General features: G+C 74.0%; 25 protein-coding genes. 15 read left to right on the top strand and 10 right to left on the bottom strand.

Translation table 11 applies throughout. The annotated features are described in order from the left end of the window. Nucleotides 1–40: 40 nt before the first annotated feature. Both ACGF5G_RS04915 and ACGF5G_RS04920 read right to left on the bottom strand, forming a co-directional pair. Entirely contained in the window at nucleotides 41–580 is a 540-nt protein-coding gene (locus ACGF5G_RS04915) for a DUF1697 domain-containing protein (protein WP_393259033.1), read from the bottom strand. A 146-nt stretch (nucleotides 581–726) separates the two neighbouring features. Continuing rightward, nucleotides 727–1188 carry a hypothetical protein gene (locus ACGF5G_RS04920; protein WP_393259035.1) on the bottom strand — a complete coding sequence of 154 codons (462 nt, stop codon included), beginning with the start codon at nucleotides 1186–1188 and terminating at the stop codon, nucleotides 727–729. A gap of 166 nt (nucleotides 1189–1354) precedes the next feature. Between ACGF5G_RS04920 and ACGF5G_RS04925 the strand changes: the two genes are divergently transcribed. The 5 genes from ACGF5G_RS04925 to ACGF5G_RS04945 are packed head-to-tail and all read left to right on the top strand — an operon-like array spanning nucleotide 1355 to nucleotide 5409. After that, nucleotides 1355–3010: an AAA family ATPase gene (locus ACGF5G_RS04925; protein WP_393259037.1), complete on the top strand. Its 1656-nt coding sequence runs from the start codon at nucleotides 1355–1357 to the stop codon at nucleotides 3008–3010. Nucleotides 3011–3041: 31 nt separating this feature from the next. Next, complete coding sequence (locus ACGF5G_RS04930; RefSeq protein WP_393259038.1) at nucleotides 3042–3494, top strand: hypothetical protein; 453 nt, start codon at nucleotides 3042–3044, stop codon at nucleotides 3492–3494. Continuing rightward, a complete protein-coding gene (locus ACGF5G_RS04935) occupies nucleotides 3494–3706 on the top strand; it encodes a DUF2997 domain-containing protein (RefSeq protein WP_393259039.1) in 213 nt (70 codons plus the stop codon). Before ACGF5G_RS04930 ends, ACGF5G_RS04935 begins: the two co-directional genes overlap by 1 nt. Beyond that, nucleotides 3690–4700: a ComEA family DNA-binding protein gene (locus tag ACGF5G_RS04940; protein ID WP_393259040.1), complete on the top strand. Its 1011-nt coding sequence runs from the start codon at nucleotides 3690–3692 to the stop codon at nucleotides 4698–4700. Before ACGF5G_RS04935 ends, ACGF5G_RS04940 begins: the two co-directional genes overlap by 17 nt. Beyond that, nucleotides 4693–5409: a 4Fe-4S single cluster domain-containing protein gene (locus tag ACGF5G_RS04945; RefSeq protein WP_393259041.1), complete on the top strand. Its 717-nt coding sequence runs from the start codon at nucleotides 4693–4695 to the stop codon at nucleotides 5407–5409. The genes ACGF5G_RS04940 and ACGF5G_RS04945 overlap by 8 nt, the downstream gene beginning before the upstream one ends. Here the strand turns inward: ACGF5G_RS04945 and ACGF5G_RS04950 are convergent. From ACGF5G_RS04950 to ACGF5G_RS04960, 3 genes are all read right to left on the bottom strand, one after another. Next, nucleotides 5376–6797 carry an amino acid permease gene (locus ACGF5G_RS04950; RefSeq protein WP_393259042.1) on the bottom strand — a complete coding sequence of 474 codons (1422 nt, stop codon included), beginning with the start codon at nucleotides 6795–6797 and terminating at the stop codon, nucleotides 5376–5378. The two genes, ACGF5G_RS04945 and ACGF5G_RS04950, sit on opposite strands and share 34 nt — an antisense overlap. 114 nt (nucleotides 6798–6911) lie before the next feature. Further along, nucleotides 6912–7463 carry an SOUL family heme-binding protein gene (locus ACGF5G_RS04955; protein ID WP_393259043.1) on the bottom strand — a complete coding sequence of 184 codons (552 nt, stop codon included), beginning with the start codon at nucleotides 7461–7463 and terminating at the stop codon, nucleotides 6912–6914. A gap of 61 nt (nucleotides 7464–7524) precedes the next feature. Next, nucleotides 7525–7737 carry a hypothetical protein gene (locus tag ACGF5G_RS04960; RefSeq protein WP_393259044.1) on the bottom strand — a complete coding sequence of 71 codons (213 nt, stop codon included), beginning with the start codon at nucleotides 7735–7737 and terminating at the stop codon, nucleotides 7525–7527. Nucleotides 7738–7995: 258 nt separating this feature from the next. On the opposite strand from ACGF5G_RS04960, the gene ACGF5G_RS04965 reads away from it, so the two are divergent. Then, nucleotides 7996–9420, top strand: coding sequence for an ATP-binding protein (locus tag ACGF5G_RS04965; RefSeq protein ID WP_393259045.1), 1425 nt, complete (start codon nucleotides 7996–7998; stop codon nucleotides 9418–9420). A gap of 181 nt (nucleotides 9421–9601) precedes the next feature. On the opposite strand, the gene ACGF5G_RS04970 is transcribed toward ACGF5G_RS04965, so the two are convergent. Next, entirely contained in the window at nucleotides 9602–10417 is an 816-nt protein-coding gene (locus ACGF5G_RS04970; protein ID WP_393259046.1) for a D-Ala-D-Ala carboxypeptidase family metallohydrolase, read from the bottom strand. A 304-nt stretch (nucleotides 10418–10721) separates the two neighbouring features. Here ACGF5G_RS04970 and ACGF5G_RS04975 point away from each other — a divergent pair, with 304 nt between their 5' ends. Next, on the top strand, nucleotides 10722–11363 hold the full coding sequence (locus tag ACGF5G_RS04975) for a DUF6642 family protein (protein WP_357698404.1): 642 nt from the start codon (nucleotides 10722–10724) through the stop codon (nucleotides 11361–11363). 72 nt (nucleotides 11364–11435) lie between these two features. Here ACGF5G_RS04975 and ACGF5G_RS04980 read toward each other — a convergent pair whose 3' ends face one another. Together ACGF5G_RS04980 and ACGF5G_RS04985 are read right to left on the bottom strand one after the other, a co-directional pair. Then, nucleotides 11436–12077 (bottom strand): NAD(P)-dependent oxidoreductase, encoded by a 642-nt coding sequence (locus tag ACGF5G_RS04980; protein ID WP_393259047.1) that lies wholly within the window; start codon nucleotides 12075–12077, stop codon nucleotides 11436–11438. 138 nt (nucleotides 12078–12215) lie between these two features. Beyond that, on the bottom strand, nucleotides 12216–13448 hold the full coding sequence (locus ACGF5G_RS04985) for a serine hydrolase domain-containing protein (RefSeq protein ID WP_393259048.1): 1233 nt from the start codon (nucleotides 13446–13448) through the stop codon (nucleotides 12216–12218). Between the two features lie 79 nt (nucleotides 13449–13527). Between ACGF5G_RS04985 and ACGF5G_RS04990 the strand changes: the two genes are divergently transcribed. The 6 genes from ACGF5G_RS04990 to ACGF5G_RS05015 all read left to right on the top strand — a co-directional run bounded on the left by ACGF5G_RS04990 (nucleotide 13528) and on the right by ACGF5G_RS05015 (nucleotide 16681). Further along, entirely contained in the window at nucleotides 13528–14121 is a 594-nt protein-coding gene (locus ACGF5G_RS04990; protein WP_393259049.1) for a pentapeptide repeat-containing protein, read from the top strand. 46 nt (nucleotides 14122–14167) lie between these two features. Next, nucleotides 14168–14617, top strand: a complete 450-nt coding sequence (locus tag ACGF5G_RS04995) for a pyridoxamine 5'-phosphate oxidase family protein (protein ID WP_350676872.1) — start codon at nucleotides 14168–14170, stop codon at nucleotides 14615–14617. Next, nucleotides 14614–14742, top strand: a complete 129-nt coding sequence (locus ACGF5G_RS05000) for a nitroreductase/quinone reductase family protein (protein ID WP_393259228.1) — start codon at nucleotides 14614–14616, stop codon at nucleotides 14740–14742. The genes ACGF5G_RS04995 and ACGF5G_RS05000 overlap by 4 nt, the downstream gene beginning before the upstream one ends. Nucleotides 14743–14861: 119 nt before the next feature. Next, a complete protein-coding gene (locus tag ACGF5G_RS05005; protein ID WP_393259050.1) occupies nucleotides 14862–15206 on the top strand; it encodes a DUF1330 domain-containing protein in 345 nt (114 codons plus the stop codon). Between the two features lie 72 nt (nucleotides 15207–15278). Then, nucleotides 15279–16265, top strand: a complete 987-nt coding sequence (locus ACGF5G_RS05010; protein WP_393259051.1) for a hypothetical protein — start codon at nucleotides 15279–15281, stop codon at nucleotides 16263–16265. Between the two features lie 89 nt (nucleotides 16266–16354). Beyond that, nucleotides 16355–16681 (top strand): hypothetical protein, encoded by a 327-nt coding sequence (locus tag ACGF5G_RS05015; RefSeq protein WP_393259053.1) that lies wholly within the window; start codon nucleotides 16355–16357, stop codon nucleotides 16679–16681. Between the two features lie 64 nt (nucleotides 16682–16745). Here the strand turns inward: ACGF5G_RS05015 and dacB are convergent, their stop codons facing one another. Both dacB and ACGF5G_RS05025 read right to left on the bottom strand, forming a co-directional pair. After that, entirely contained in the window at nucleotides 16746–18329 is a 1584-nt protein-coding gene (gene dacB, locus ACGF5G_RS05020) for a D-alanyl-D-alanine carboxypeptidase/D-alanyl-D-alanine-endopeptidase (RefSeq protein ID WP_393259054.1), read from the bottom strand. Between the two features lie 62 nt (nucleotides 18330–18391). Continuing rightward, on the bottom strand, nucleotides 18392–18823 hold the full coding sequence (locus ACGF5G_RS05025; protein WP_393259055.1) for a hypothetical protein: 432 nt from the start codon (nucleotides 18821–18823) through the stop codon (nucleotides 18392–18394). Between the two features lie 167 nt (nucleotides 18824–18990). On the opposite strand from ACGF5G_RS05025, the gene ACGF5G_RS05030 reads away from it, so the two are divergent. Next, nucleotides 18991–20064, top strand: a complete 1074-nt coding sequence (locus ACGF5G_RS05030) for an NAD(P)-binding domain-containing protein (RefSeq protein ID WP_393259057.1) — start codon at nucleotides 18991–18993, stop codon at nucleotides 20062–20064. A 180-nt stretch (nucleotides 20065–20244) separates the two neighbouring features. After that, nucleotides 20245–20526: an adhesin gene (locus ACGF5G_RS05035; protein ID WP_393259059.1), complete on the top strand. Its 282-nt coding sequence runs from the start codon at nucleotides 20245–20247 to the stop codon at nucleotides 20524–20526. Nucleotides 20527–20573: the final 47 nt, after the last annotated feature.

The raw sequence follows: 20573 nt of genomic DNA on the forward strand, positions 1-20573 counted from the left end.
GCTGACAGGGGGCGGCGCGCCCCGACCATGCTCGTCCGGCTCAGGGCGTCGCCAGCTCGGCGAGGGCGCGCACCGACCGCCAGTTGCGGGTGGTCGCCACCACGCCGAGCTTCTTCTCCAGGTAGTTGTTCGTGAACTTCGACCGGCCGTAGCCGCCGTCGGGGTAGTGCAGGTAGACCTCGCGCCCGGTGACCGTGAACGCGACGTTCTCGCCGCCGGGCACGGTCAGCGCGTCCACGGTGGACTTCTCGGGCGCGGTCGCGAGGAAGGCGACCAGCAGCCGCGTCGGGTCGTCCTCCCCGTCGGCGTACGGGTTGCCGCCGGCCACCGCCGCCAGCTCCCGGCCGCCGCGCACCAGCACCGGCACGGTCAGCCCCAGCTCGTCGGCGATCGCCCGCTCGATGCCCCGCGCGAGCGCGTCGGCGTCGCGCACGGTGCTGCCGAAGACCACGTTCCCGCTCTGGAGGTAGGTCTTCACGTCGTCGTGCCCGAGGCCGGCGACCAGCCGGCGCAGGTCGGCCATGCCGACCTTCGCACCGCCGACGTTGACCCCGCGCAACAGCGCCACCCACCTGTCCATCCGACCTCCTCGACCTCGGTACGGGCCAGCCTAGGGGCCGGCGGCCCGACAGCCGGCCCGCGCGCCGGGTCGGCGTCGGCTCAGTTCTGGATCTGCTCCGAGCGGGTCCCACCGACTGGGTGGAACATGCCGGTGGGACGGGGCGATCAGCGGTGTGGATCGAGGGCGGCCAGGGCCGCGGCGAACTCCTCGGGTGGGAGAACGATTCGGTTGCGGTGTCGTGCGCGCGAGCCTCGGCGCCAGATCGGGGTCTCGATGTCCCGCTCGGGTTCGCGCGTCGAGACCCAGATCTGCCAGGCGTCGTAGTCGGCGGCCTGGCCGGCCCAGGCGCGGGTCACCTGTGACCAGGGAATGACGTGCGTACGGTGCACCCTGCGAATCTTGATGCCGTGGTCGCTGACGAGGACGCCGACCAGCGTTACCCGCCACAGCGTGATCTCCCACATCAGCACGAAGAGGACGATGACGGTCGCTCCGGCCGCGGACACGCCGCCCGTGAGGCCGCAGAGAGGGAAGAGGCCGGCCACGGACATCCCGCTGGCTACGACGTAGCGCAGGGTATGAAGATCGTCCCGGTCACTTCCGTAGGGCCGGTACCAATCTGGCATGGGCCGCATCGTACGGATCGCGGCAACCGGCCGGGCGAACCGCTGGCGCGGTCGAAGGTCCTGCGGCCGGCGGTGACGCCGGGACGCAGGAGCGCGTCGCTGCCCGTTCGCCGGCCGTTCGCCGATCGCCCGGCTGTTAGAGTCTGCGCTGCTCGGATGGGCCGGCGTGGGGGAGGGGTCGACGGTGCTGCCGTTCCGCGTCGCGCTGTCGCAGCTGCTCAAGGCCCGCTTCCCGATCCTCTACGTCGAGTCGTTCGAGGAACAGCGCGTTGTCGCCGAGGTCTGCGCGGTCGCCCAGGACGCCATGGCGGTCCGCACGCCCCGCGCGGTGTGGACCTGGTCGCAGACGACCGGGCTCGTGCAGCCCGACGGCGTCGCCCGCAAGGGCACGACCGACCCCGAGGACGCGCTCGACGCGGCGCTGCGGGTCGACCACCCGAGCGTGCTGATCTTCAAGGACCTGCACCCCGCGCACGGCGGCGGCGACCAACGGGGCGGCCCCGGGGTGGTCCGCCGGCTGCGGGACCTGGCGGCGGCCTTCAAGTCCGGGCCGGTGCCGCGCACCCTCGTCCTCGTCTCGCCGGTGCTGCACATCCCGGTGGAGCTGGAGAAGGACGTGACCATCGTCGACTTCCCACTGCCCACCGAGGCGGAGATCCGGCGGGTGCTCGACGGGATGATCGCCGCCAACTCGGCCAGCGGCCGGATCCGGATGAGCCTGGACGACCTCGGCCGGGAACGGTTCGCCAAGGCCGCGCTCGGGCTCACCCTGCACGAGGCGGAGAACGCGTTCGCCCGCGCCATGGTCAACGACGGGGTGCTCGACGACGGCGACCTCGCCGTGGTGCACGAGGAGAAGCGGCAGACCGTACGCAAGTCGGGGCTGCTGGAGTTCGTCGACGTCACCGTCGACCTCGCCGACGTCGGCGGGCTGGAGAACCTGAAGCGGTGGCTGGCCCGGCGGGACGGTTCCTGGCTGGCCGAGGCGGCGGCGTACGGGCTGCCCGCGCCCCGGGGCGTCCTGATCACCGGAGTGCCCGGCTGCGGCAAGTCGCTGACCGCGAAGGCGATCGCCGCGGCCTGGGGACTGCCGCTGCTGCGGTTGGACGTCGGCCGGGTCTTCGCCGGGCTCGTCGGGTCGAGCGAACAGAACATGCGCACCGCCATCCGGACGGCCGAGGCGACCGCGCCGTGCGTGCTGTGGGTGGACGAGATCGAGAAGGGCTTCGCCGGTGGCGCCGGCGACTCCGGCACCTCCGCCCGGGTCTTCGGCTCCTTCCTGACCTGGATGCAGGAGAAGACGCGGCCCGTCTTCGTCATCGCGACCGCCAACGACTTCGAGGGGCTGCCCCCGGAACTGCTCCGCAAGGGCCGCTTCGACGAGATCTTCTTCGTCGACCTGCCGACCCGCGCGGAGCGGGCGTCGATCTGGCGGGTCCACCTGGCCCGGCGGCTGCGCAACCCGGCCGTCGCCGGCGGCCTGGCCCTCGACGACGCCCTGCTCGGCGAGCTGGCCGGGCTCAGCGAGGGCTACTCGGGGGCCGAGATCGAGCAGGCCGTCGTCGGCGGGCTCTTCGACGCGTTCGCCGAGCGGCGTCCGCTGCGCCGCGACGACCTGGTCCGGGCGCTGGTCAGCATGGTGCCGCTCAGCGTCACGCAGGCGGAACGGATCGACTCCGTACGCTCCTGGGCCGACACCCGTGCCGTCGCCGCCACCGCGGCCGAGGACTGGGACCTCGGCGGCCGTCCCGGTGGCCCGCGCGGCTCCCGCCCCGGCCCACCCCCGCAGCGGGGGCAGGGCGGACGAGCGGTCGAGTTCTAGTGTGTGCCCCGACTGGAAGGAGAGGTGCCCGATGAGCGTCTCACTGATACTCCTGCCGCTGGCCGTCGCCGCCGTCGCCGCGACCCACGGCGCCACCGCGGGCCGGGACCGGGAGGGCCGCGTCGTCTGCCAGGTGCAGACCCGGATGCGGGACGAGACGCTGCTCGCCGCGGCGCTGCGCGACACGGATGCGGTGGTCGGCACCGACGGGGACGCGATCACCGCGGAGTGGGCCGGCGTGCGGGCGAGCTTCCGGCGCGGCGAGGACGGCGTCTGGGCGGCGCACTTCACCGGCGAGGTCGACGAGCAGCGGGCGGTCGAGGCGGTGCGGGCCATCGACGCCGCCTACGGGCGGCAGGTCCAGCGGGCCGTGCTGGCCCGGCTGCGCGAGCAGGCCCCCGTCGCCGGCCTGCGCCTGGAGTCCGAGCAGGTCACCGAGGACGCGAGCGTCCGCCTGGTGTTCGCCGTGGAGGGCAGGTCCTGATGGGTGGGCAGCCGCGGATCGTGGTCACCGTCTCCAGTGAGGGCGTGGTGAGCGCCGAGACCCGGGACGTGCTCGGCGACCGCTGTCTCGACTACGTCGCCGTGCTGGAGGACCTGCTGGCGGCGCGGACGGTGAGCAGCGCGTACACGGCGGACCACGCCCGCGCCGCCGTGACCGCACGGCAGGAGCAACGCGATGTCGAGCGCGCCTAGCCCGGGCTGGCCGCACCCGACCGCCCCGCACCCGACCGCCCCGGGCCTGGCCGGCCCGGTGGGGAGCCTGAGGTGGCGGGTGCTGCACAGCTGGTGGCTGCTGCTGCCGCTGTTCGGGTGCAGCTGTCTCGGCGGCCTCGGGTTCATCTACGTGGGGCTCCGTGCCCGGCGCGCGGCGTGGTGGATCCCCGGCATCGTCTACACCGTGGTGGGCTGGACCGTCTTCGTCGTCTTCGGCGAGTCCGACCAGGAGAGCGCCCTCAGCGACTTCACCGCTGGCACGCTCCTGGCCGTCACGGCGGCCGGCATCCTGCACGCCCTGCTGATCAACTCGGCGTGGCTGCGCTGGCGGGCCGGCTACCGCCCCTGGTACGCCCCGCAGCCGGCGGCGTCGTGGCCCGGCGGCCCGTACCCGCCCGGCCCGCTGGCCCCGCCCCCCGGGTCGACCCCCGCCGGTGCGTTCACGCCCGCCACCGGGTACCCGCCCGGGTCGCCGGTCCACGCGCCCGCGTCGTCGGCGTACCCGCCCGCGTCGCCGGCCTTTCCGCCGGGATCGCCCGGGTATCCGCCGGCGCCGGCGTACCCGCCTTCCGCGTCGACCTACCCGCCCGTGCCAGCGGGGTCGCCGCCGCCGGCCGACCCGACGATGGTGCCGCACCAGCCCGTCGACTACTACGGGACCGGGCCGGTCGCGGCTCCCGTCTCCCGGCCCGGCCAACCGGTCGCGGGCCGGCCGTCCGGCGGGCCGGTGGACGTCAACGCCGCCGGCCACGACGACCTCGCCGCGCTGCCGGGCTTCGACCCGCACCGCGTGCGGCAGGTGCTGGCCGAGCGGGACCGGCGGGGCGGGTTCGGCAGCCTGGCCGAGTTCGCCGCCGCCGCCAACCTGGCCCCCCACGAGTACGCGCGCCTGCGGGACGTCCTGGTCTGCGCCCCGCTCGCCGGCCCGGCGCCGGGGCAGCAACCGCCGCTCGGCCGGGTCCTCGATGTCTGAGAGTTCCCCGGCGCTCGGTCCGGCATCCGGGGCGGCGCTCGGCCCGGCGCCCCGCGCGGCGGGCGGGGCGGAGACCGTCGCCGTGGCCCGGTTCCTCAACGCCACCCGGGCCGAGGGGCCGGGCGAGCGCACCGCCGTCTGGGTGCAGGGCTGCGCCATCCGCTGCCCCGGCTGCTTCAACCCGCACCTGTGGAGCTTCCGGGGCGGCGAGCGGGTGGCCCCGGCCGACCTGGTGCGGCGGGTGCTCGACGCCGGCACCGAGGGGCTGACGCTGCTGGGCGGCGAGCCCTTCGACCAGGCGGCCCCGCTGGCGACCGTCGCCGCCGGCGTACGCGCCGCCGGGCGCTCGGTGATGACCTTCACCGGCTACACCAGAGCACAGCTGGACCGGGCCGTCGACGCCGGCCGGGACGACGTCGCGGCGCTGCTCGCGACGACCGACCTCCTCGTCGCCGGGCCGTTCCTGGCCGACCGGCTCGACACCCGGCGACCCTGGGTGGGCTCCACCAACCAGGAGTTCGTGCTGCTCGGCGACCGCTTCCCCGACCTGCTCGACGCGGTGTCGCGCAGCCCGGACCGCGTCGAGGTCACCGTCGACGCCGCCGGCGGGATCGCCGTGAACGGCTGGGCGGAAGCCGACGCCCTCGACGAACTGCTGGCGTCGGTGGCCCGTCCTCAGCCCCGCCGGGCGAGCTTCGAGCGGCGGTAGCCGTAGAAGGCGTAGATCAGCGCGCCGAGCACGAACCAGACCGCGAAGCGCAGCCACGTCACCGGGGCGAGGAAGGTGATCAGCCAGAGGGAGAAGAGCGCGCCGACCGCCGGCACCACCGGCATGCCCGGCAGCCGGAACGTGCGCGGCGCGTCGGGACGGCGGTAGCGCAGCACGATCACCGAGACGCAGACCACCACGAAGGCCAGCAGGATGCCGATGTTGGTCAGCTCGGCGGCCTCCCGGATCGGCAGGAAGCCCGCGATCAGGGCCGAGCCGACGCCGACGATCCAGGTGACCCGGCTCGGCACCCGGCGGACCGGGTGCACCTTGGCGAACCAGCCCGGCAGCAGGCCGTCCCGGCTCATCGAGAACCACACCCGGGTGACGCCGAGCATGAAGGTGAACATCACGGTCAGGATGCCGATGATCGCGCCGACGGCGATCACGCTGGCCAGGCCCGACAGGCCGACGGAGGCGAACGCGGAGGAGAAGCCGCTCTCCGGGTCGATGTCGCGGTAGTTCTGCATGCCCGTCAGCACCAGGGTGGCCAGCACGTAGAGGACCATCGAGATGGCCAGCGAGTAGAGGATCGCCTTGGGCATGTGCCGGCGGGCGTCCTTGGACTCCTCGGCGGCGGTGCTCATCGCGTCGTAGCCGAAGACCGCGAAGAAGACCGTGGCGGCGCCGGTGAACGCCCCGCTCACCCCGAACGGGAAGAACGGCGAGTAGTTCGCGGTGTGGACGTGGAAGAAGCCGACCACGATGACCAGCAGCACCACGGTGACCTTCAACCCGACGACGAACGTCTCGAAGCGGGCGGCGGAGGAGATGCCGAGGTTCAGCAGGAACGCGATGAACAGGCAGAGGATCACCGCGAAGAAGTCCACCACGTGCCCGTCGCCGGTGCCCGGGGCGCCCAGCATCCAGGCCGGCAGTTCCGCCCCCAGTTCGGTGACGAGGAACGAGAAGTAGCCGGAGATGCCGATGGCCACCACGGCCACGATCGCCGTGTACTCCAGCAGCAGGTCCCAGCCGATGAACCAGCCCACCGCCTCGCCGAGCACCGCGTACCCGTAGGTGTAGGCCGAGCCGGCCTTCGGGATCATGCCCGCGAACTCCGCGTACGACAGGGCGGCGGCCGCGCTGGCGAGCCCGGCGATCAGGAACGAGAGCAGCACTGCCGGGCCGGCGGTCTCGCGTGCCACCGCTCCGGCCAGGGCGAAGATGCCGGCGCCGATGATGCCGCCCACCCCGATGGCGGTGAGCTGCCAGAGGCCGAGCGATCGGGCCAGCCCGCCGCCGCGCTCGTCGGCGATCTCCTCGACCGGCTTGCGGCGGAAGATGCCCGTGCCGCCGCCGCCCGCAGCGTTTCCCGCGGAGGTCATCCTCGTCCCCCTTCCGAACCCGCCCGGGCGGTCACCCGTGCGCCCCTGCCGGTACCCGCGAACGACGCGGGTAAATCTCCAACGAGGACCCCCGTGCCGGGGTGCGGCACGGGCTCACTCGGCGACCGGCAGCACCACCTCGTTGCGGCGCAGGAACCAGGGCTTCCACGGCGGGTCGAAGCGCGCGTACCGGACCGCGTCGGTGGGGCGCAGCCCGGCCGCGGTGACCGCCCGGCCGAGCGCGGTCGCCCGCCGGTCGAACGCCCGCGCCGTCCACCGGCCCCGGAACCGGACGGCGGCGGCGAGCTGCGCGGGGACCTGCCGGGTGCGGACGCGGGGGTCCGTCGGCTCGGGCAGCGTGTCGGGGGCACAGGCCGCCGGCAACACCAACCGCAGCAGCCAGCAGCCGGGCCGGTCGGCCTCCTCCTGGAGGTACGGCGCGGTCATCGCGATCGTCTCCGGGCCCGCCTCCCGCGCCGCGGTCCCGCTCGCGGCGCGGGGCCGGTTGGCACCCCCGACGTACGCGGCCAGCGGCCGGAAGCCGTCCCGGGCGGCCTGCTCGAACGTTCCCTCGACCTGCACCTCGGCGACCAGGAACGGCGGATAGCGGCGCAGCTCGAAGCCGGGGTGCCGGGTCACCACCCGGTACGGCTGCTGCTCGGTCATCGCGCGCTCCCCGTGCCCAGGGCCCCGTCTATCGCAACGCTACCGTCCGTCGCCCTCCGGCTCAGGAGAAGTCGCGTCCTCCGGCCAGGGACGCACGGCCGATCGGGTCAGCCGCCAGTGCTGCCGTTTGCGCTCGTCCCCGGACCACCGCCCCGGAGCGGGCCAGTTCGCCGCGCAGCTCCCGGGCCTCGCCGCCCCGGTCGTCGTCGAGCGCCTTCTGCCGGGCCCGCAGCAGCGCGTCCGCGCCGACCGGCAGGCCGGGCAGCCCCGGCACCCACCGCCGGTACGCGTCCCGGTGCGGGTCGGCCTTCGCCCACGGCCAGCCGTGCGCGCGGAAGGCGGCGCGCAGCCGGTCGGGAACCAGGTCGGAGCCACCCCGCGCCCGCGGTGAGCAGCCACCCGGCGCCCGCCCCGAGCGCCGGGAAGCCGCCCCAGAGCAGCGCCACGCCGGCCTGGTCTGAGCCGCGACCCACTCCCGGCGGATACACTCATCCGTGAGGGTTTCACCCTTGGAACTATCAAGGATGGTTGCATGGACGGATTCGTCGGGCGTGACCGGGAACTGGCTCAGCTGAGCCGGATGCTGGGCCGGGTGAGCGACGGTGGGCGTGCCGGCCGCCCGGGACGCGCTCTGCTGATGCGCGGCCGGCGACGGGTCGGCAAGTCGCGGCTTGTCGAGGAGTTCGTCGAGCGGGCGGGCGTGCCGCACCTGTTCTTCACGGCATCGGCGCAGCCCACGGCGGCCGCTGACCTCGCCTTGTTCGGCGAGGCGGTGGTGGGCTCCACACTGCCCGACGCATCCCTCTTCGCCGCGCAGCAACCACGGACCTGGGACGCAGCACTCACCCTGCTTGCGGCCGCGCTGCCGACGGACCGACCCAGCGTGGTCGTCCTGGACGAGATGCCCTACCTGATCGCCACCGACCCCGGCTTCGAGGGGACCCTGCAGAAGGTCTTCGACCGGGAGCTGTCCCGTCGACCGGTGCTGCTGATCTGCATCGGCTCGGATCTGGCGATGATGGAGGCGCTGAACGACTACGGCCGACCGTTTCACCAGCGGGCCACCGAGATGGTCATTCTGCCGCTCAGCCCGACTGACGTCCAGGCCATGGTCGGTCTGTCGGCCGCTGAGGCGTTCGACGCCTTTCTGGTCTCCGGCGGGTTACCCCTGATCCTCGACGAATGGCCCGCCGGCGCATCGTTGCGCGACTATCTCGCAGCCGCGGTGATCGATCCGACCTCCGCGCTGCTCGTCAGCGGAGAGCGGGCGTTGGCGGCGGAGTTTCCCGCACCGACGCAGGCCGGCGTGGTGTTGCGGGCGATCGGCTCCGGGGAGCGGACCTTCTCGTCGATCGCCCGAGCGGCCGGCGACCTCCCCCAGGCATCCCTGAGCAGGGCCCTCCGTCTGCTGACCGACAAACGGATCGTCGACGCGTCCCTTCCGCTGTCGACGAAGCCGTCCCGAGAGACCAGGTACGCGGTCGCCGATCCGTACCTGCGGTTCTGGCTGTCCTTCCTGGGCCCCCATCTGCCGGAGATCGAGCGCGGCCGTGGCGATCTCACCCTGGCCAGGATCACCTCGTCCTGGACGTCCTGGCGGGGGCGGGCGATCGAACCAATCGTGCGGGAGGCGCTGCGACGGCTGCCCGACGGCTACCTGCCCGAGGGCACCGCGGTGGTGGGCGGCTACTGGACGCGGACGAACGATCCGGAGATCGACCTGGTCGGCGCCGATCGTGAGCCGATCGCAAAGCGGATCACCGTCGTCGGATCGGTGAAGTGGCTGGAGAATCGTCCCTTCGACGTGCACGACCTGAATCGCCTGCTGCTGCACCGGTCCCGGCTGCCCGGGGCCGACGAGCAGGTGCCGCTGGTCGCGGTGTCCCGCAGCGGGACGACCGTCGAGGGAGTGCGGTCGTTGTCGCCGGAAGACCTGCTCGCCGCCTATCGGGATTGAACCTTCCGTAACCGTTGCCGAGGATGCGGCAAGGCGGGTCAGCCGCCCCGTTGCCGGAGCGCGGGAGGCCTGCCGTGCTGAGCGGAGGTACGCCCGCCCGCGGCGACCCGGGGCGGGACGACGCCGGCCGGGGTGCGGGGATTGCCCACCCGCGCTCCGGGCCGGCGTCGCCGTGACCGTCCTACCGATCCGTCGGCCCCTGGCCGGCTCGGGTGTTGGCGGCGCCGATCCCGCAGTCCGGCGCGGACCAGCTGGTGGTGTTGGGCGTGCGATCGCTGTCGTTCTCCCGCCGCGAGTCCACGTGCACGTGGTCGTCGTGGTCCGGGTAGCCCGGCCCGTAGATCCCGCTGAAGCCCCGGTTGCGGGCGTCCCGGGCCACCTCGCACAGCGAACTCGTGCGGGAGACCACGTCGGCGGCGTTGCCGTAGAGGTGCTGGCTGTCCGACGCCCCACCGACCTGGTCGTTGCAGGCGCGGCTGCGGAAGCCGCTGCTCACGTAGAGCGGCTTGTCGCCGAGGCTGCGCCGCAGCGCCTCCAGCTTCCACATCGTCTGCAGGGCGTTCTGCCGGGTCTGGGCGGCTGACAGCGGGCCGCCGGTCCACCCGCCGCGGCCGCAGCCGTCGTCCATCTCCGCGAAGCTGAAGTGCCGCGGAGTGCAGTCGTTGTCCTGCAGCTCGTAGATCTTCGCGTACGTCTGCGGCCCGGCGACGCCGTCGACCCGCAGCCCGTACGCGGACTGGAACCGCCGGACCGCGGCGGCGGTCTTCGGCCCGAAGCGGCCGTCGAGTTCGACGATGTCCCGGTTGCCGGCCCAGCCGGCGACCCGGATCTGTAGCTGGCGGACGTCCTCGCCGGAGCGCCCCTGGTAGAGGTTGCGGTTCCACGTGTAGCAGGCGTCGGCGTGGGCCGCCGGCGCGGCGACCACCGTGGCGATCGCGGCTCCCGGCACCGCCAGGGCGAATGCGACAAGCGCCCGCTTCAGGGTGTTAACGCGCACAGAAGTCCTCCCGATAGGAGTGCGATTGGGGTGGCCTTCGGGACTCGACCGGGGCGTCCCGCGTTTCCACCCTGGCACCTGGGCGGCCCTTTGGTGGCAATTAACAAGAATTGTCCTCACGATTGGCTGTTCCTGGGTCCTGCCCGGGCATCAGGCCCATTTGCGAAACGCCCAATCGCTGCGAACCGGCCGCAGAGAACCGCGAACGGCACGCGGCGTCGCACCAGGCGACACCGAGGGTGATGTTCTGCGGGCGGTTCGACGCGGTAACGTCAGCGCCGGCGGGAACGGGGGAGGTGGCGGCGTGGCGCGCGGTGGCGTCTTCTGCGTCGAGGGCCAGTGGCACCGGGACCTCAACGAGCGCGGCTCCGTCCTGCCCACCCTCGAACTGCTCGAACGGCTCGGGAAGATCCGCTTCATCCACAAGGACGCGGCGACCCGCGACGAACTCTTCTATTTCGTCGACCGTTGGTTGCTCAAGCAGTACGCCGACCACCGGGTGGGCTTCTTCGCGATGCACGGCGAACCGAGCCGGCTCTGCCTCACCGACTGGGAATCCGTCGAACTCGCCGACGTCGCCGAGCTGATGGCCGGTCGTTGCGAGGGCCGGCGGCTCTATTTCGGCAGCTGTTCCGTGCTGCGCGCCTCCGACGCCGCGCTGCGGGACTTCCTGGCCGCCACGGGAGCGGCGCTGATCTGCGGTTTCACCCGGGAAGTGGACTGGGTGGAATCGGCTGCCTTCGAAACCGTACTGCTCGACGTGCTGGCCAACGGGCAGCGGCACAACGCCGCCGAGCTGCGGATGGGCTCGGCGCACTGGGCGCCCCTCGCGTCGTACCTCGGTTTCCGGATCATCTACGCCAACGGCCGCGCCTGGCGACCCTCGGTCCGCCCCCGGGTCCCCGCCCAGCCCGCCGCCGGCCGCGCCGCGCCCCGCCCGCGCTGACCGGCTGGTAGAAACGGGTGGTGGCAGGCATCGCGACGAACCCGGGTCGACCCCCGGCGGGCGGAACCGCCGTCAGTACGCGGCGGTGAACCGCTCGTTCGTGTGGCGAGGGGCCTCGATCTCGTCGACGATCGCCACCGCCAGGTCCTCGTAGCTGAGCACCGAGCGGCCCTCGTCGTCGGTGACCGGATGGTCGCCGCCCGTGCGGTAGTGCCCGGTGCGCTCGCCCGGATGGAACTCCAGCGGCGGCGGGGAGACGTACGTCCAGGTCACCCCGTCGGCCGACGAGCGGTAGAACTCCAGGGCGTCGGCCTGGCCCAGCGCGGCGTCGCGGTACTCGTCGGGGAAGTCCGGCTCGTCGAGGTAGCGGGTGCCCTTCGGGGTGAGCAGCGTGGACCCGCCGCCCACGTGGATGATCCGGGGCGCGGCCGGCAGGTCCCGCAGCGTGCCGACCAGGGTCCGGGCCGCGTTGAGCCAGAGGCCGCGCTCCCCGCCGCCGATCGCCACCACCATCGCGTCGGTGTCGGGCGCCAGCTCCCGCACGCTCCGTCCGCTGGTGGCGTCGCCGGTGACCAGCTTGACCGACGGCGGCAGGTACGAGGTGGCCTCCGGGCGGCGCACCGCGGCGGTGACCCGGTGCCCCCGGCCGACCGCCTCGGCGGTGATCCGCGAGCCCGCGGTGCCGCCCGCCCCGAACACGACGATGTTGCTCATGACCGCCTCCCGCCCCCCGTCCGGCCGGGGCGGTGACCGTCTGCCTGCCCGCCCGCCGGGTTGCCGTCCGCCTCCCAGGTTATGGAGCGGGTGGCCCGGCCGGTGCGGTAACCGGCGATCCGACCGTGCCCGGCCGGCTCAGTCGACCAGGGCGGAGTAGACGAGCTGGCGCAGCTGCGGCCGCAGCGGGTAGGTGCTCGACGGCATGAGCTGGGTGAAGAGCAGCGCGGTGACCTCCTCGGCGGGGTCGACCCAGAACGCCGTGCTCGCCACCCCGCCCCAGTAGTACTCGCCCACGCTGCTCGGCACCCGGCTCGGGATCGGGTCCTCCACCACCGCGAAACCCAGCCCGAAGCCGATCCCGTCGAAGGTGGTCTCGGCGAAGCCGCCGGTGGAGAGGGTCCCCAGGTCCTGCCCGCCGGGCAGGTGGTTGCGGGCCATGAAGCGCACCGTGCGCGGCGCCAGCAGGCGCGCCCCGTCCAGCTCGCCGCCGCGCAGCAGCATCTGGGTGAACCGGTGGTAGTCGGCGGCGGAGGAGATCAGGCCGCCGCCGCCGGAGAGGAGCAGCGGCTTCTCGTACGCCAGGGCGCCCAGCTTGTCGTAGCGGAACGCGCGGCCGGTGCGCGGGTCGGGCGCGTAGAGCGCGGCGAGCCGGTCGGCGGCGTCACCGTCGGCCCACCAGTGGGTGTCGGTCATGCCCAACGGGCGGAAGATCCGGTCGGCGAAGAAGGCGTCCAGGCTCTGCCCGGAGACCACCTCGACCAGCCGGCCCAGCACGTCGGTGGCGACGGAGTAGCCCCAGGCGGTGCCGGGCTGGAACAGCAGCGGCAGCTCGCCGAACGCCTGGCAGGCGGTGGCCAGGTCGACGTCCGCCGGCGGGTAGATGTCGTAGCCGGCGGCCCGGTAGAGGCCGTCGACCACCGAGGTCTGCATGAAGCCGTACGTCAGGCCGGCGGTGTGGGTGAGCAGGTGCCAGACCCGGATCGGCTCGACCGCCGGCACCGTGTACGGCTTGAGGGCCGAGCCCTTGCTGTAGACCCGCAGGTCGGCGAACTCGGGCAGCCAGCGGCTGATCTCGTCGGTCAGCTCGAAGCGGCCCTCCTCCCAGAGCATCATCGCGGCGACCGAGGTGACCGGCTTGGTCATCGAGTAGATCCGCCAGAGCGTGTCCGCCTCGACGGGCGCCCCCGCCTCGACGTCGCGCAGCCCGTACGTCGACGAGTGGGCGATCTCGCCGCGCCGGGTGACCACCACCTGCCAGCCGGCGAGCTTGCCGTCGTCGACGTACCTGCCGAAGTGCGCGTCGATCCGCGCCAGGCGCGCCGGGTCGAAGCCGATCTGGTCCGGGTCGATGCTGCGTGCCACACTCACGCCGCCGAACCTACTAGCCGGTACCCCGCACCGGAAGAGTCGGCCGCCACATGTCGTACGACGTCGGTAGCCTGGCCCGATGCCCGAGCTGACCGAGGACGCGACCTTCCGCGACGAGGACTGGTACGGCGAGGAACTGGTGGACCGGCACTTCGTCGGCTGCTCGTTCTTCCACGTCGACCTGACCGAGGCGGTCAGCCAGGGCGCGGTCTTCGACGGGTGCACCTTCGGCAACGTGCGGTTCAACGCCTCCCGGCACACCGACTCGGCCTTCACCCGCTGCACCTTCCAACGGTGCAACTTCTTCGAGGCCGAGTTCACCGGCTGCAAGCTGGTGGGCAGCACGTTCGCGCAGTGCGACCTGCGGCCGTTGACGGTCTCCGGCGGCGACTGGTCGTTCGTCGCGCTGCCCGGCGCCGACCTGCGCGGCGTGCGGATCACCGACGTCCGGATGCGGGAGGCCGACCTCACCGGGGCCAACCTGACCGGCGCCACCGTCACCGGCGTGGACCTCTCCGCCGCGCAACTGCACAGCTCCCGGCTGTCCGGCGCCGACCTGCGCGGCAGCGACCTGACCGCGCTCGACCCCACCGTCGTGGAGCGGGCCGGCGCGATCGTCGACCCGGAGCAGACCGTGGTGATCGCGCAGGCGCTCGGGTTCGAGATCCGCTGAGGAAAGCCGCCACGGGTTGTCCGGATTGGCTGCCACGCTGGGCCCCATGACATGGTGGTCCGACCTCCTGCGCGAGGAACCCGAGTTCGCCGAGCGGGTGCGTGCCCGCTTCGCGGTACGCAAGCACGGCACGATGGCGACGCTGCGCCGGGACGGCTCGCCCCGGATCAGCGGCACGGAGTTCGACTTCGGCCCCGAGCACCTGCGGCTGGGCAGCATGGCCGGCGCGCTCAAGGCCCTCGACCTGCGCCGCGACCCACGGGTGGCGCTGCACTGCCCGACGGAGGACGCTCCCGAGGACGATCCGCGGTCCTGGGACGGCGACGCGAAGATCGCCGGCCGGGCGCACGAGGAGCCGCCCGGCGACGACGGCTCGCACCGGTTCCGGATCGAGCTGACCGAGGTGGTCCTGACCCGGGTGGGGGATCCGCCGGACCACCTGGTCATCGAGAGCTGGCACCCCGGCCGCGGGCTGCACCGCCGCCGACGGCACTGAGTTCCGCGCGACGCCCACCGGGGCCGCGGACGTGGTCCACGATGGCCGCCGTCTGGCCGTCGTACGACGAGTGTCAGGCGAGGACCGGCCGGGACATCCCGGTCGTCGTGCTCGACCGCGTCTGAGCAGGGGCGGCGGGCCGCCTTTACCCCGTGGGTAATCGATGCCGGGCGGGCGCTGGCGCGAGACTCGGCGTACCGCACCGGCGATCCGGCCGGGCGGACCGGCCCACGGGGAGGGACCCATGCCCGCGTTCGCGCTCGCCCACCTGCACGCACCGCAGATCAACGAGGACGTCCTGACCTACATCGAGCGGATCCAGGGCACGCTGGACCCGTTCGGCGGCCGGTTCCGGGTGCACGGCGCCGAGGTGGAGGTCAAGGAGGGCGACTGGCCCGGCACCGTGGTCATCGTGGAGTTCCCCGACCTGGAGCGCGCCCGGGCCTGGTACGACTCGCCGGCCTACCAGGAGATCGTTCCGCTGCGCACCCGGCACATCCCGGGCGCGACGCTGATCGTCGACGGGGTCGCCCCCGACTACGACGCCCGCCGCACGGCCGCCCGGCTGCGGGAGCGCGCCGCCCGCTGATCCCCCGGGCGGGGGAGCCGGTCCACCCCCGCCGGGGAACCGCCGCGCCGCGTACGACGGCAGCCTGGCGGCATGACCACGATGCTGCCGTCACCGGCCCCGTCACCCGCCGCCGCCCGCCCGCGCCGCCCGGTCCTGCCGTACGCCGTGATCGCCTGGGCCCTGCTCTACGGCGCGGTGCGGGTGCGCTGGGCCCTCGTCGGGTCGCCGGCCTTCCCGCCGCTCGACACGGACCTCGTGGTCTTCACCGGCTGGTGGGCGGTGGCGCTCTGTGCCGCCGCCGGGCTGGTCGGCGCGGGCCTCGCCGCCGCCCGCTCCTGGCGGCCGGCGCTGGCCGTCGCCGGCTGGGTGGTCTGCGCGGCGGTGCTGCTCTCCTGCGCGTTGCTGCTGCTGGACGTGGTCGGGCTGCTGATCCTCGATCCGGGTGCGGCGTTCCACCCGGGTGCCCTGCTCAGCCGCCTCGCCTGCCTCGCCGGGGCCGCGCTGCTGCACGCGGCGGTCCTGCAACACCGGCGTCGGCTCCGGGGCGACTGCCGCCGGTGCGGGCGCACGGGCCCGGCGCGCGAGGCGGCGACGACGGTGCCGACCTGGGCCCGGGTGGCGGCCTGGTCGGCGGTGGCGGGCTGCCTGCTGCGCCTGGCCGCCCAGGTGTGGGTCGGCTTCGAGGACGTGCCGCTCAGCGCGGGCGCGTCGATGGTCGCCTTCGAGGTCGGCTTCCTGCTCGCGGGCGTGCTGCTGCCGCTGGCCCTGGCCCACTCCTGGGGCGTGGTCTGGCCGGGCTGGGTGCCGCTGCTCGCCGGCCGGCGGATCCCCCGGCTGCTGCTCCTCGTCCCGGCCGCGCTGTTCTCCGTCGGCCTGGTCTGCTACTTCGGGGTGGGACTCGCCCAGCTCACCGTCGAGACGGTCACCGGCACGTTCGACCCGGGGGACGGTCGTTACCCGCTCGCGTTCTTCTGGGTCGCGGAGCCGGCGTACTGGCTGTGGGGGTGGGGGCTGGGGGTCGCGGCGGTCGGGCACCACCTGCGTACCCGGCGCCCGTGCCGGGGCTGCGGTCGCTGACTCCGGGACAGTTTGTCCGTCGCGCTGCGTTCGCCGTGTCGTAACTTTCTGCTGTCCACGTCCGACAATCCTCTGTGGAGGCTCGACCGATGAGCAGCACCATCGCCCGCACCGTCCGTCCGCCCGCCCCACGCGGCGCCGGGGAGCCGTCCGGGGAGGTGCTCCGGGAGATCCCGCTGCCGCCGTACGTCACCGCCGAGGACGCGCAGTTCGCCGTCCGGGCGGTGGTGGTGCACGCGCCCCGAAGCTGGTCCGGCGGGACGGTCTGCCGCAACGACGCCAGCCCGCACCCGTGCCGGCTGCACCGCTGGGGCGTCCGGGTGCTGGCGCAGCGCGGCCTGCGCCCCGCCGACATCGCCGCGCTGATCGCGCGCGGCGACCCGACCGCCGAGCCGCCGCAGCGCCCGGGCGCCTGAGCGCCGGCGGGACCCTCGCACCCGGCCCCGCCGGCCCGTCGGCGGGCCCGGCCCCGCCGGCCCGTCAGCAGGCGACGGGTTTCACCCAGGAGCACTCCCGGCCCTCGGGGACCCGGGGAGCGTCGGGTGCCGTCGGGGGCGCGACCCGCGCCGCGGCGGCGCCCTTCTCGGTGTACGAGGCGAGCGCGATCGCGATCTGGTCCTCCAGCCCCTTCACGGACGAGGCCAGGTAGTTGTTGAGCAGGATGGAGAACGCGAGCACCCGCCCGTCGGCGTCGGTGACGTAGCCGGAGAGGCCGGAGACGCCCGTCAGGCTGCCGGTCTTGGCGTGCACGTTGCCCGCCGCCGGGGTGCCGCGCATCCGGCTGCGCAGCGTTCCGCCGACGAAGCGGTCCGCGTCGCCGGCGACCGGCAGGGCGGCGTACCACGTGTCGAACCAGGGCTCGGCCCGGACGGCGGTGAGCAGGTCCACGAACTCGTCGGCGGGGATCAGGTTGCGGCGGGAGAGCCCCGAGCCGTCCCGCTGGCGCAGCGTGCCGGTGTCCATCCCCGCGTCGGCGACGTACTCGCTGATCGCCGTCAGCCCGGCCGTCCAGGTGCCGGTGCCGGAGAGCATCCGGCCGATCTCCTTGGTCAGCACCTCGGCGTGCCCGTTGTTGGACAGCTTGAGGAACGGCACCATCAACTGGGCCAGCGGCATCGACTCGTGCCGCCCCACCTCGGCCGCCTCCTCCGGGGTGGCCTGGCCCAGCACGGTGCGGCCGAGCACCCGAACGCCGTGCTTGCGCAGCGCGGAGCGGAAGACGTCGGCGGCGTAGCCGGTCGGCTCCCAGACGGTCACCCAGTCGCTCTCCGGCGCGTCGCCGAGCGCGATCTGCCCGGTGACCACGACCGTGTTGCCGCCGTGCGCCCGCTCGAAGGAGATCGACGTCTCCCCGTCGGCGACCGTCTGGGCCCGGTTGTCGATCTTCAGGTACCCGGTGGCCGGGGTCGTGGTGACGACCGGGCGGGTGCCGGCGCTCGCCCCGGGTGCGGCCTGCACGATGACGGTGCCCGCGTCGTAGTCGGTGTCGGGAGCCACGGTCAGGGCGGAGACCTGCGCCGCGTAGTAGTAGGGCTCGTCGTCCCAGGTCCAGTCGGGGCCGAGGCGGGTGCTGTCGTAGCGGGTGTCGTCGGCGACCAGGTTGCCGGTGACGACCCGGATGCCCTTGGCGGCGACCTGCGCGGCCAGCGCGTCGTAGTCGGCGGCGAGCATGGTCGGGTCGCCGCCGCCACGCAGGTAGAGGTCGCCGGAGACCAGGCCCGCGCGCCGGGTGCCGGTGGTGCGCGCCTCGGTGGCGAAGCGGTGCCCGGGCCCGAGCAGTTCCAGCGCCGCGGCAGAGGTCAGCAGCTTCGTGTTGGAGGCGGGCACCAGGCGGCGGTCGCCGTTGCGGTGGTAGACGGTCTCGCCGGTGGCCGCGTCCTTCACGACCACCGATGCCTGCGCCCCGGCCAGCCGGGAGTCGGCGAGGATCGCGTCGATGGTGGCGTTCAGGCGGGTCGCCGCGGGGGTCGGCGACTCGGCGGTGGCGGTCGGGGCGCCGGCCGTGGCGGCGGCGGCCACCAGCGCCGCCAGCGCGAGCGTCCGGGGGAAGAGACGACGATGCATGCGCTGATGCTGCCACGGAGGTATTCGCCAGAGAAGACCGCCAACCGAAGGAAAATTACCGTTCAGCCGTCGAGTGGCGCGGCGGTGACCGGCCCGCCGGACGCCTCCGGGGTGAGGACGGCGACCGCCCGGTCGACCAGCCCCTCCGCCACCAGCACCAGCCGCCGGCACTCGGGGTCGCCGGTCCGGTCGGGGAGCCGGCCGGCCAGGGCGCGCACCTTCTCGGCCGAGGCGTCGTCCAGCACGAACCCGTCGGCCCGCCACCGCCCGTCGACGCTGAAGAACGCCTTGCTGTCGTGCTCCAGGTCGCCGTTGAGCACCACCGTCCGGTCCTCGCCGCTCAGGTCGCTCGACGCCTCGTTGAGCCCCCACGCCTCGTACGACGCCGTGCCCTCGGTCGGCGCCTCGGCCACCCCGACGCCCGTGCAGCCGCTCAGCAGCACGCCCAGCGCCGCCGCCGGCAGCAGCGCCCGCCAACCCCGCCGTCCACCCATTCCGCCTCCCGCCCGAGCCCGGCCCGTACGCCGATCAGACTCCGGGCGAGGCGGCCCGGTTCCTACCCGAACCGGAACGCCACGATGCCGGCGGTGCGGCGCGCCGTGTGAGCGGCGAGACGCCACCCGGCGGGCAGTAGGACCGGGCGTGCGTTGTTGTACCCGACATGGACGAGCGCTCCGTCGACGTGCTGGTGATCGGGGCCGGCCAGGCCGGCCTCTCCGCCGGCTACCACCTGCGCCGCGTCGGTTTCGCCCCCGGTGGCGGCTTCGTGATCCTCGACGGGGACGTCGGGCCCGGCGGGGCGTGGCGACACCGCTGGCCGACGCTGCGGCTCGACCGGGTGCACGGCTTCCACGACCTGCCCGGCCTGCCGTTCCCCGTGGCGGATCCCGACCGGCCGGCGGCCGAGGTGGTGAGCGCCTACTTCGCCGCGTACGAGCGCGAGTTCGCCCTGCCGGTACGGCGTCCGGTGCGGGTCCGCGAGGTGCGCGACCGGCCCGACGGCCGGCTGGACGTGCTGACCGACGGGGCTGCCTGGTCCACCCGGGCCCTGGTCAACGCGACCGGCACCTGGACCCGGCCGTTCTGGCCGCACTACCCGGGCCGGTCGGGCTTCCGGGGCCGCCAGCTGCACACGGCCGACTACCGGGGTCCGGCGGAGTTCGCCGGCCGGCGGGTCGTGGTGGTCGGCGGCGGGACGTCCGCCGTCCAACTGCTCGCCGAGGTCTCCGCCGTCGCGGCCGGCACCACCTGGGTGACCCGGCGCCCGCCCGACTTCCGCGACGAGGAGTTCACCCCCGAACGGGGGCGGGCGGCGGTGGCCCTGGTCGACGCGGCGGTCCGCGCCGGCCGCCCGCCGGCCAGCGTGGTCGGGGTGACCGGGCTGCCGCTCACGCCCGAGCTGCGCCGGCTGCGCGAGCGCGGCGTGCTGGACCGGTTACCCGTCTTCGACCGGATCACGCCCGACGGCGTGGCCTGGGACGACGGCAGGTTCGTGCCCGCGGACGTGATCCTCTGGTGCACCGGCTTCCGGGCCGCGCTGGACCACCTCGCGCCGCTGCGGCTGCGCGCGCCGGGCGGCGGTATCACGATGGACGGCACCCGGGTGGTCGCCGACGAGCGGATCCACCTGATCGGGTACGGACCGTCGGCGAGCACCGTCGGCGCCAACCGGGCCGGCCGCGCGGCGGCACGCGAGATCCGGGCACTGCTCGCCCCGGCCGGCGCCCGGCACTGATCCCGCTCTATTTGACGGATCCCCCGGCAGGGGGCAACGTAGGCCGTGGAGGGGCTCTCACCTGCCCCGACCTGCGACGGCGATGTGCGTGTCGCCCTTCCATCGCCTCCCACGTGCGCTCGTGCGCGGGCCGAATCCCGGTCCGCACCGCGTATCCGAGAATCCACGAGGAGTTTCGCCATGCTCACCATGACCGACAACGCCGTGATGGTGATTCGAGACCTCGCCAATCAGCAGGACGTCGCCGAGGACGGCGGGGTGCGGATCGCCGCCGACACCCAGGCGGGCTCGCTCACCGTCGAGCTGGTCGCCGAACCGGTCAAGGGCGACCATGTGGTCGACAACCAGGGCGCCCGGATCTTCCTGGACTCCGACGCCGCCGAGCTGCTCGGCGACGCCTCCGTCGATGCCTCCGTCGACGACGAGGGCATCGTGCAGTTCGGGTTCACCGAAAAACAGTGACGTGCCGGTGCCGGTGCCGGTGCGGGTCGCCGGCGCTGAGGTAGCGG

The organism is Micromonospora sp. NPDC047730 (genome assembly GCF_043204765.1).
In the GTDB taxonomy this organism is placed as follows: Bacteria; Actinomycetota; Actinomycetes; order Mycobacteriales; family Micromonosporaceae; genus Micromonospora.

Coding starts and splice junctions, on each gene's coding strand:
- ACGF5G_RS05015 (WP_393259053.1), top strand. CDS start 16,355: ATGAGCAGCACCATCGCCCGCACCGTCCGTCCGCCCGCCCCACGCGGC.
- ACGF5G_RS05010 (WP_393259051.1), top strand. CDS start 15,279: ATGACCACGATGCTGCCGTCACCGGCCCCGTCACCCGCCGCCGCCCGC.
- ACGF5G_RS04920 (WP_393259035.1), bottom strand. CDS start 1,188: ATGCCAGATTGGTACCGGCCCTACGGAAGTGACCGGGACGATCTTCAT.
- ACGF5G_RS04940 (WP_393259040.1), top strand. CDS start 3,690: ATGTCGAGCGCGCCTAGCCCGGGCTGGCCGCACCCGACCGCCCCGCAC.
- ACGF5G_RS04955 (WP_393259043.1), bottom strand. CDS start 7,463: ATGACCGAGCAGCAGCCGTACCGGGTGGTGACCCGGCACCCCGGCTTC.
- ACGF5G_RS04950 (WP_393259042.1), bottom strand. CDS start 6,797: ATGACCTCCGCGGGAAACGCTGCGGGCGGCGGCGGCACGGGCATCTTC.
- ACGF5G_RS05005 (WP_393259050.1), top strand. CDS start 14,862: ATGCCCGCGTTCGCGCTCGCCCACCTGCACGCACCGCAGATCAACGAG.
- dacB (WP_393259054.1), bottom strand. CDS start 18,329: ATGCATCGTCGTCTCTTCCCCCGGACGCTCGCGCTGGCGGCGCTGGTG.
- ACGF5G_RS05035 (WP_393259059.1), top strand. CDS start 20,245: ATGCTCACCATGACCGACAACGCCGTGATGGTGATTCGAGACCTCGCC.
- ACGF5G_RS05030 (WP_393259057.1), top strand. CDS start 18,991: ATGGACGAGCGCTCCGTCGACGTGCTGGTGATCGGGGCCGGCCAGGCC.
- ACGF5G_RS04995 (WP_350676872.1), top strand. CDS start 14,168: ATGACATGGTGGTCCGACCTCCTGCGCGAGGAACCCGAGTTCGCCGAG.
- ACGF5G_RS04990 (WP_393259049.1), top strand. CDS start 13,528: ATGCCCGAGCTGACCGAGGACGCGACCTTCCGCGACGAGGACTGGTAC.
- ACGF5G_RS04980 (WP_393259047.1), bottom strand. CDS start 12,077: ATGAGCAACATCGTCGTGTTCGGGGCGGGCGGCACCGCGGGCTCGCGG.
- ACGF5G_RS05025 (WP_393259055.1), bottom strand. CDS start 18,823: ATGGGTGGACGGCGGGGTTGGCGGGCGCTGCTGCCGGCGGCGGCGCTG.
- ACGF5G_RS04965 (WP_393259045.1), top strand. CDS start 7,996: ATGGACGGATTCGTCGGGCGTGACCGGGAACTGGCTCAGCTGAGCCGG.
- ACGF5G_RS04935 (WP_393259039.1), top strand. CDS start 3,494: ATGGGTGGGCAGCCGCGGATCGTGGTCACCGTCTCCAGTGAGGGCGTG.
- ACGF5G_RS04915 (WP_393259033.1), bottom strand. CDS start 580: ATGGACAGGTGGGTGGCGCTGTTGCGCGGGGTCAACGTCGGCGGTGCG.
- ACGF5G_RS04945 (WP_393259041.1), top strand. CDS start 4,693: ATGTCTGAGAGTTCCCCGGCGCTCGGTCCGGCATCCGGGGCGGCGCTC.
- ACGF5G_RS04930 (WP_393259038.1), top strand. CDS start 3,042: ATGAGCGTCTCACTGATACTCCTGCCGCTGGCCGTCGCCGCCGTCGCC.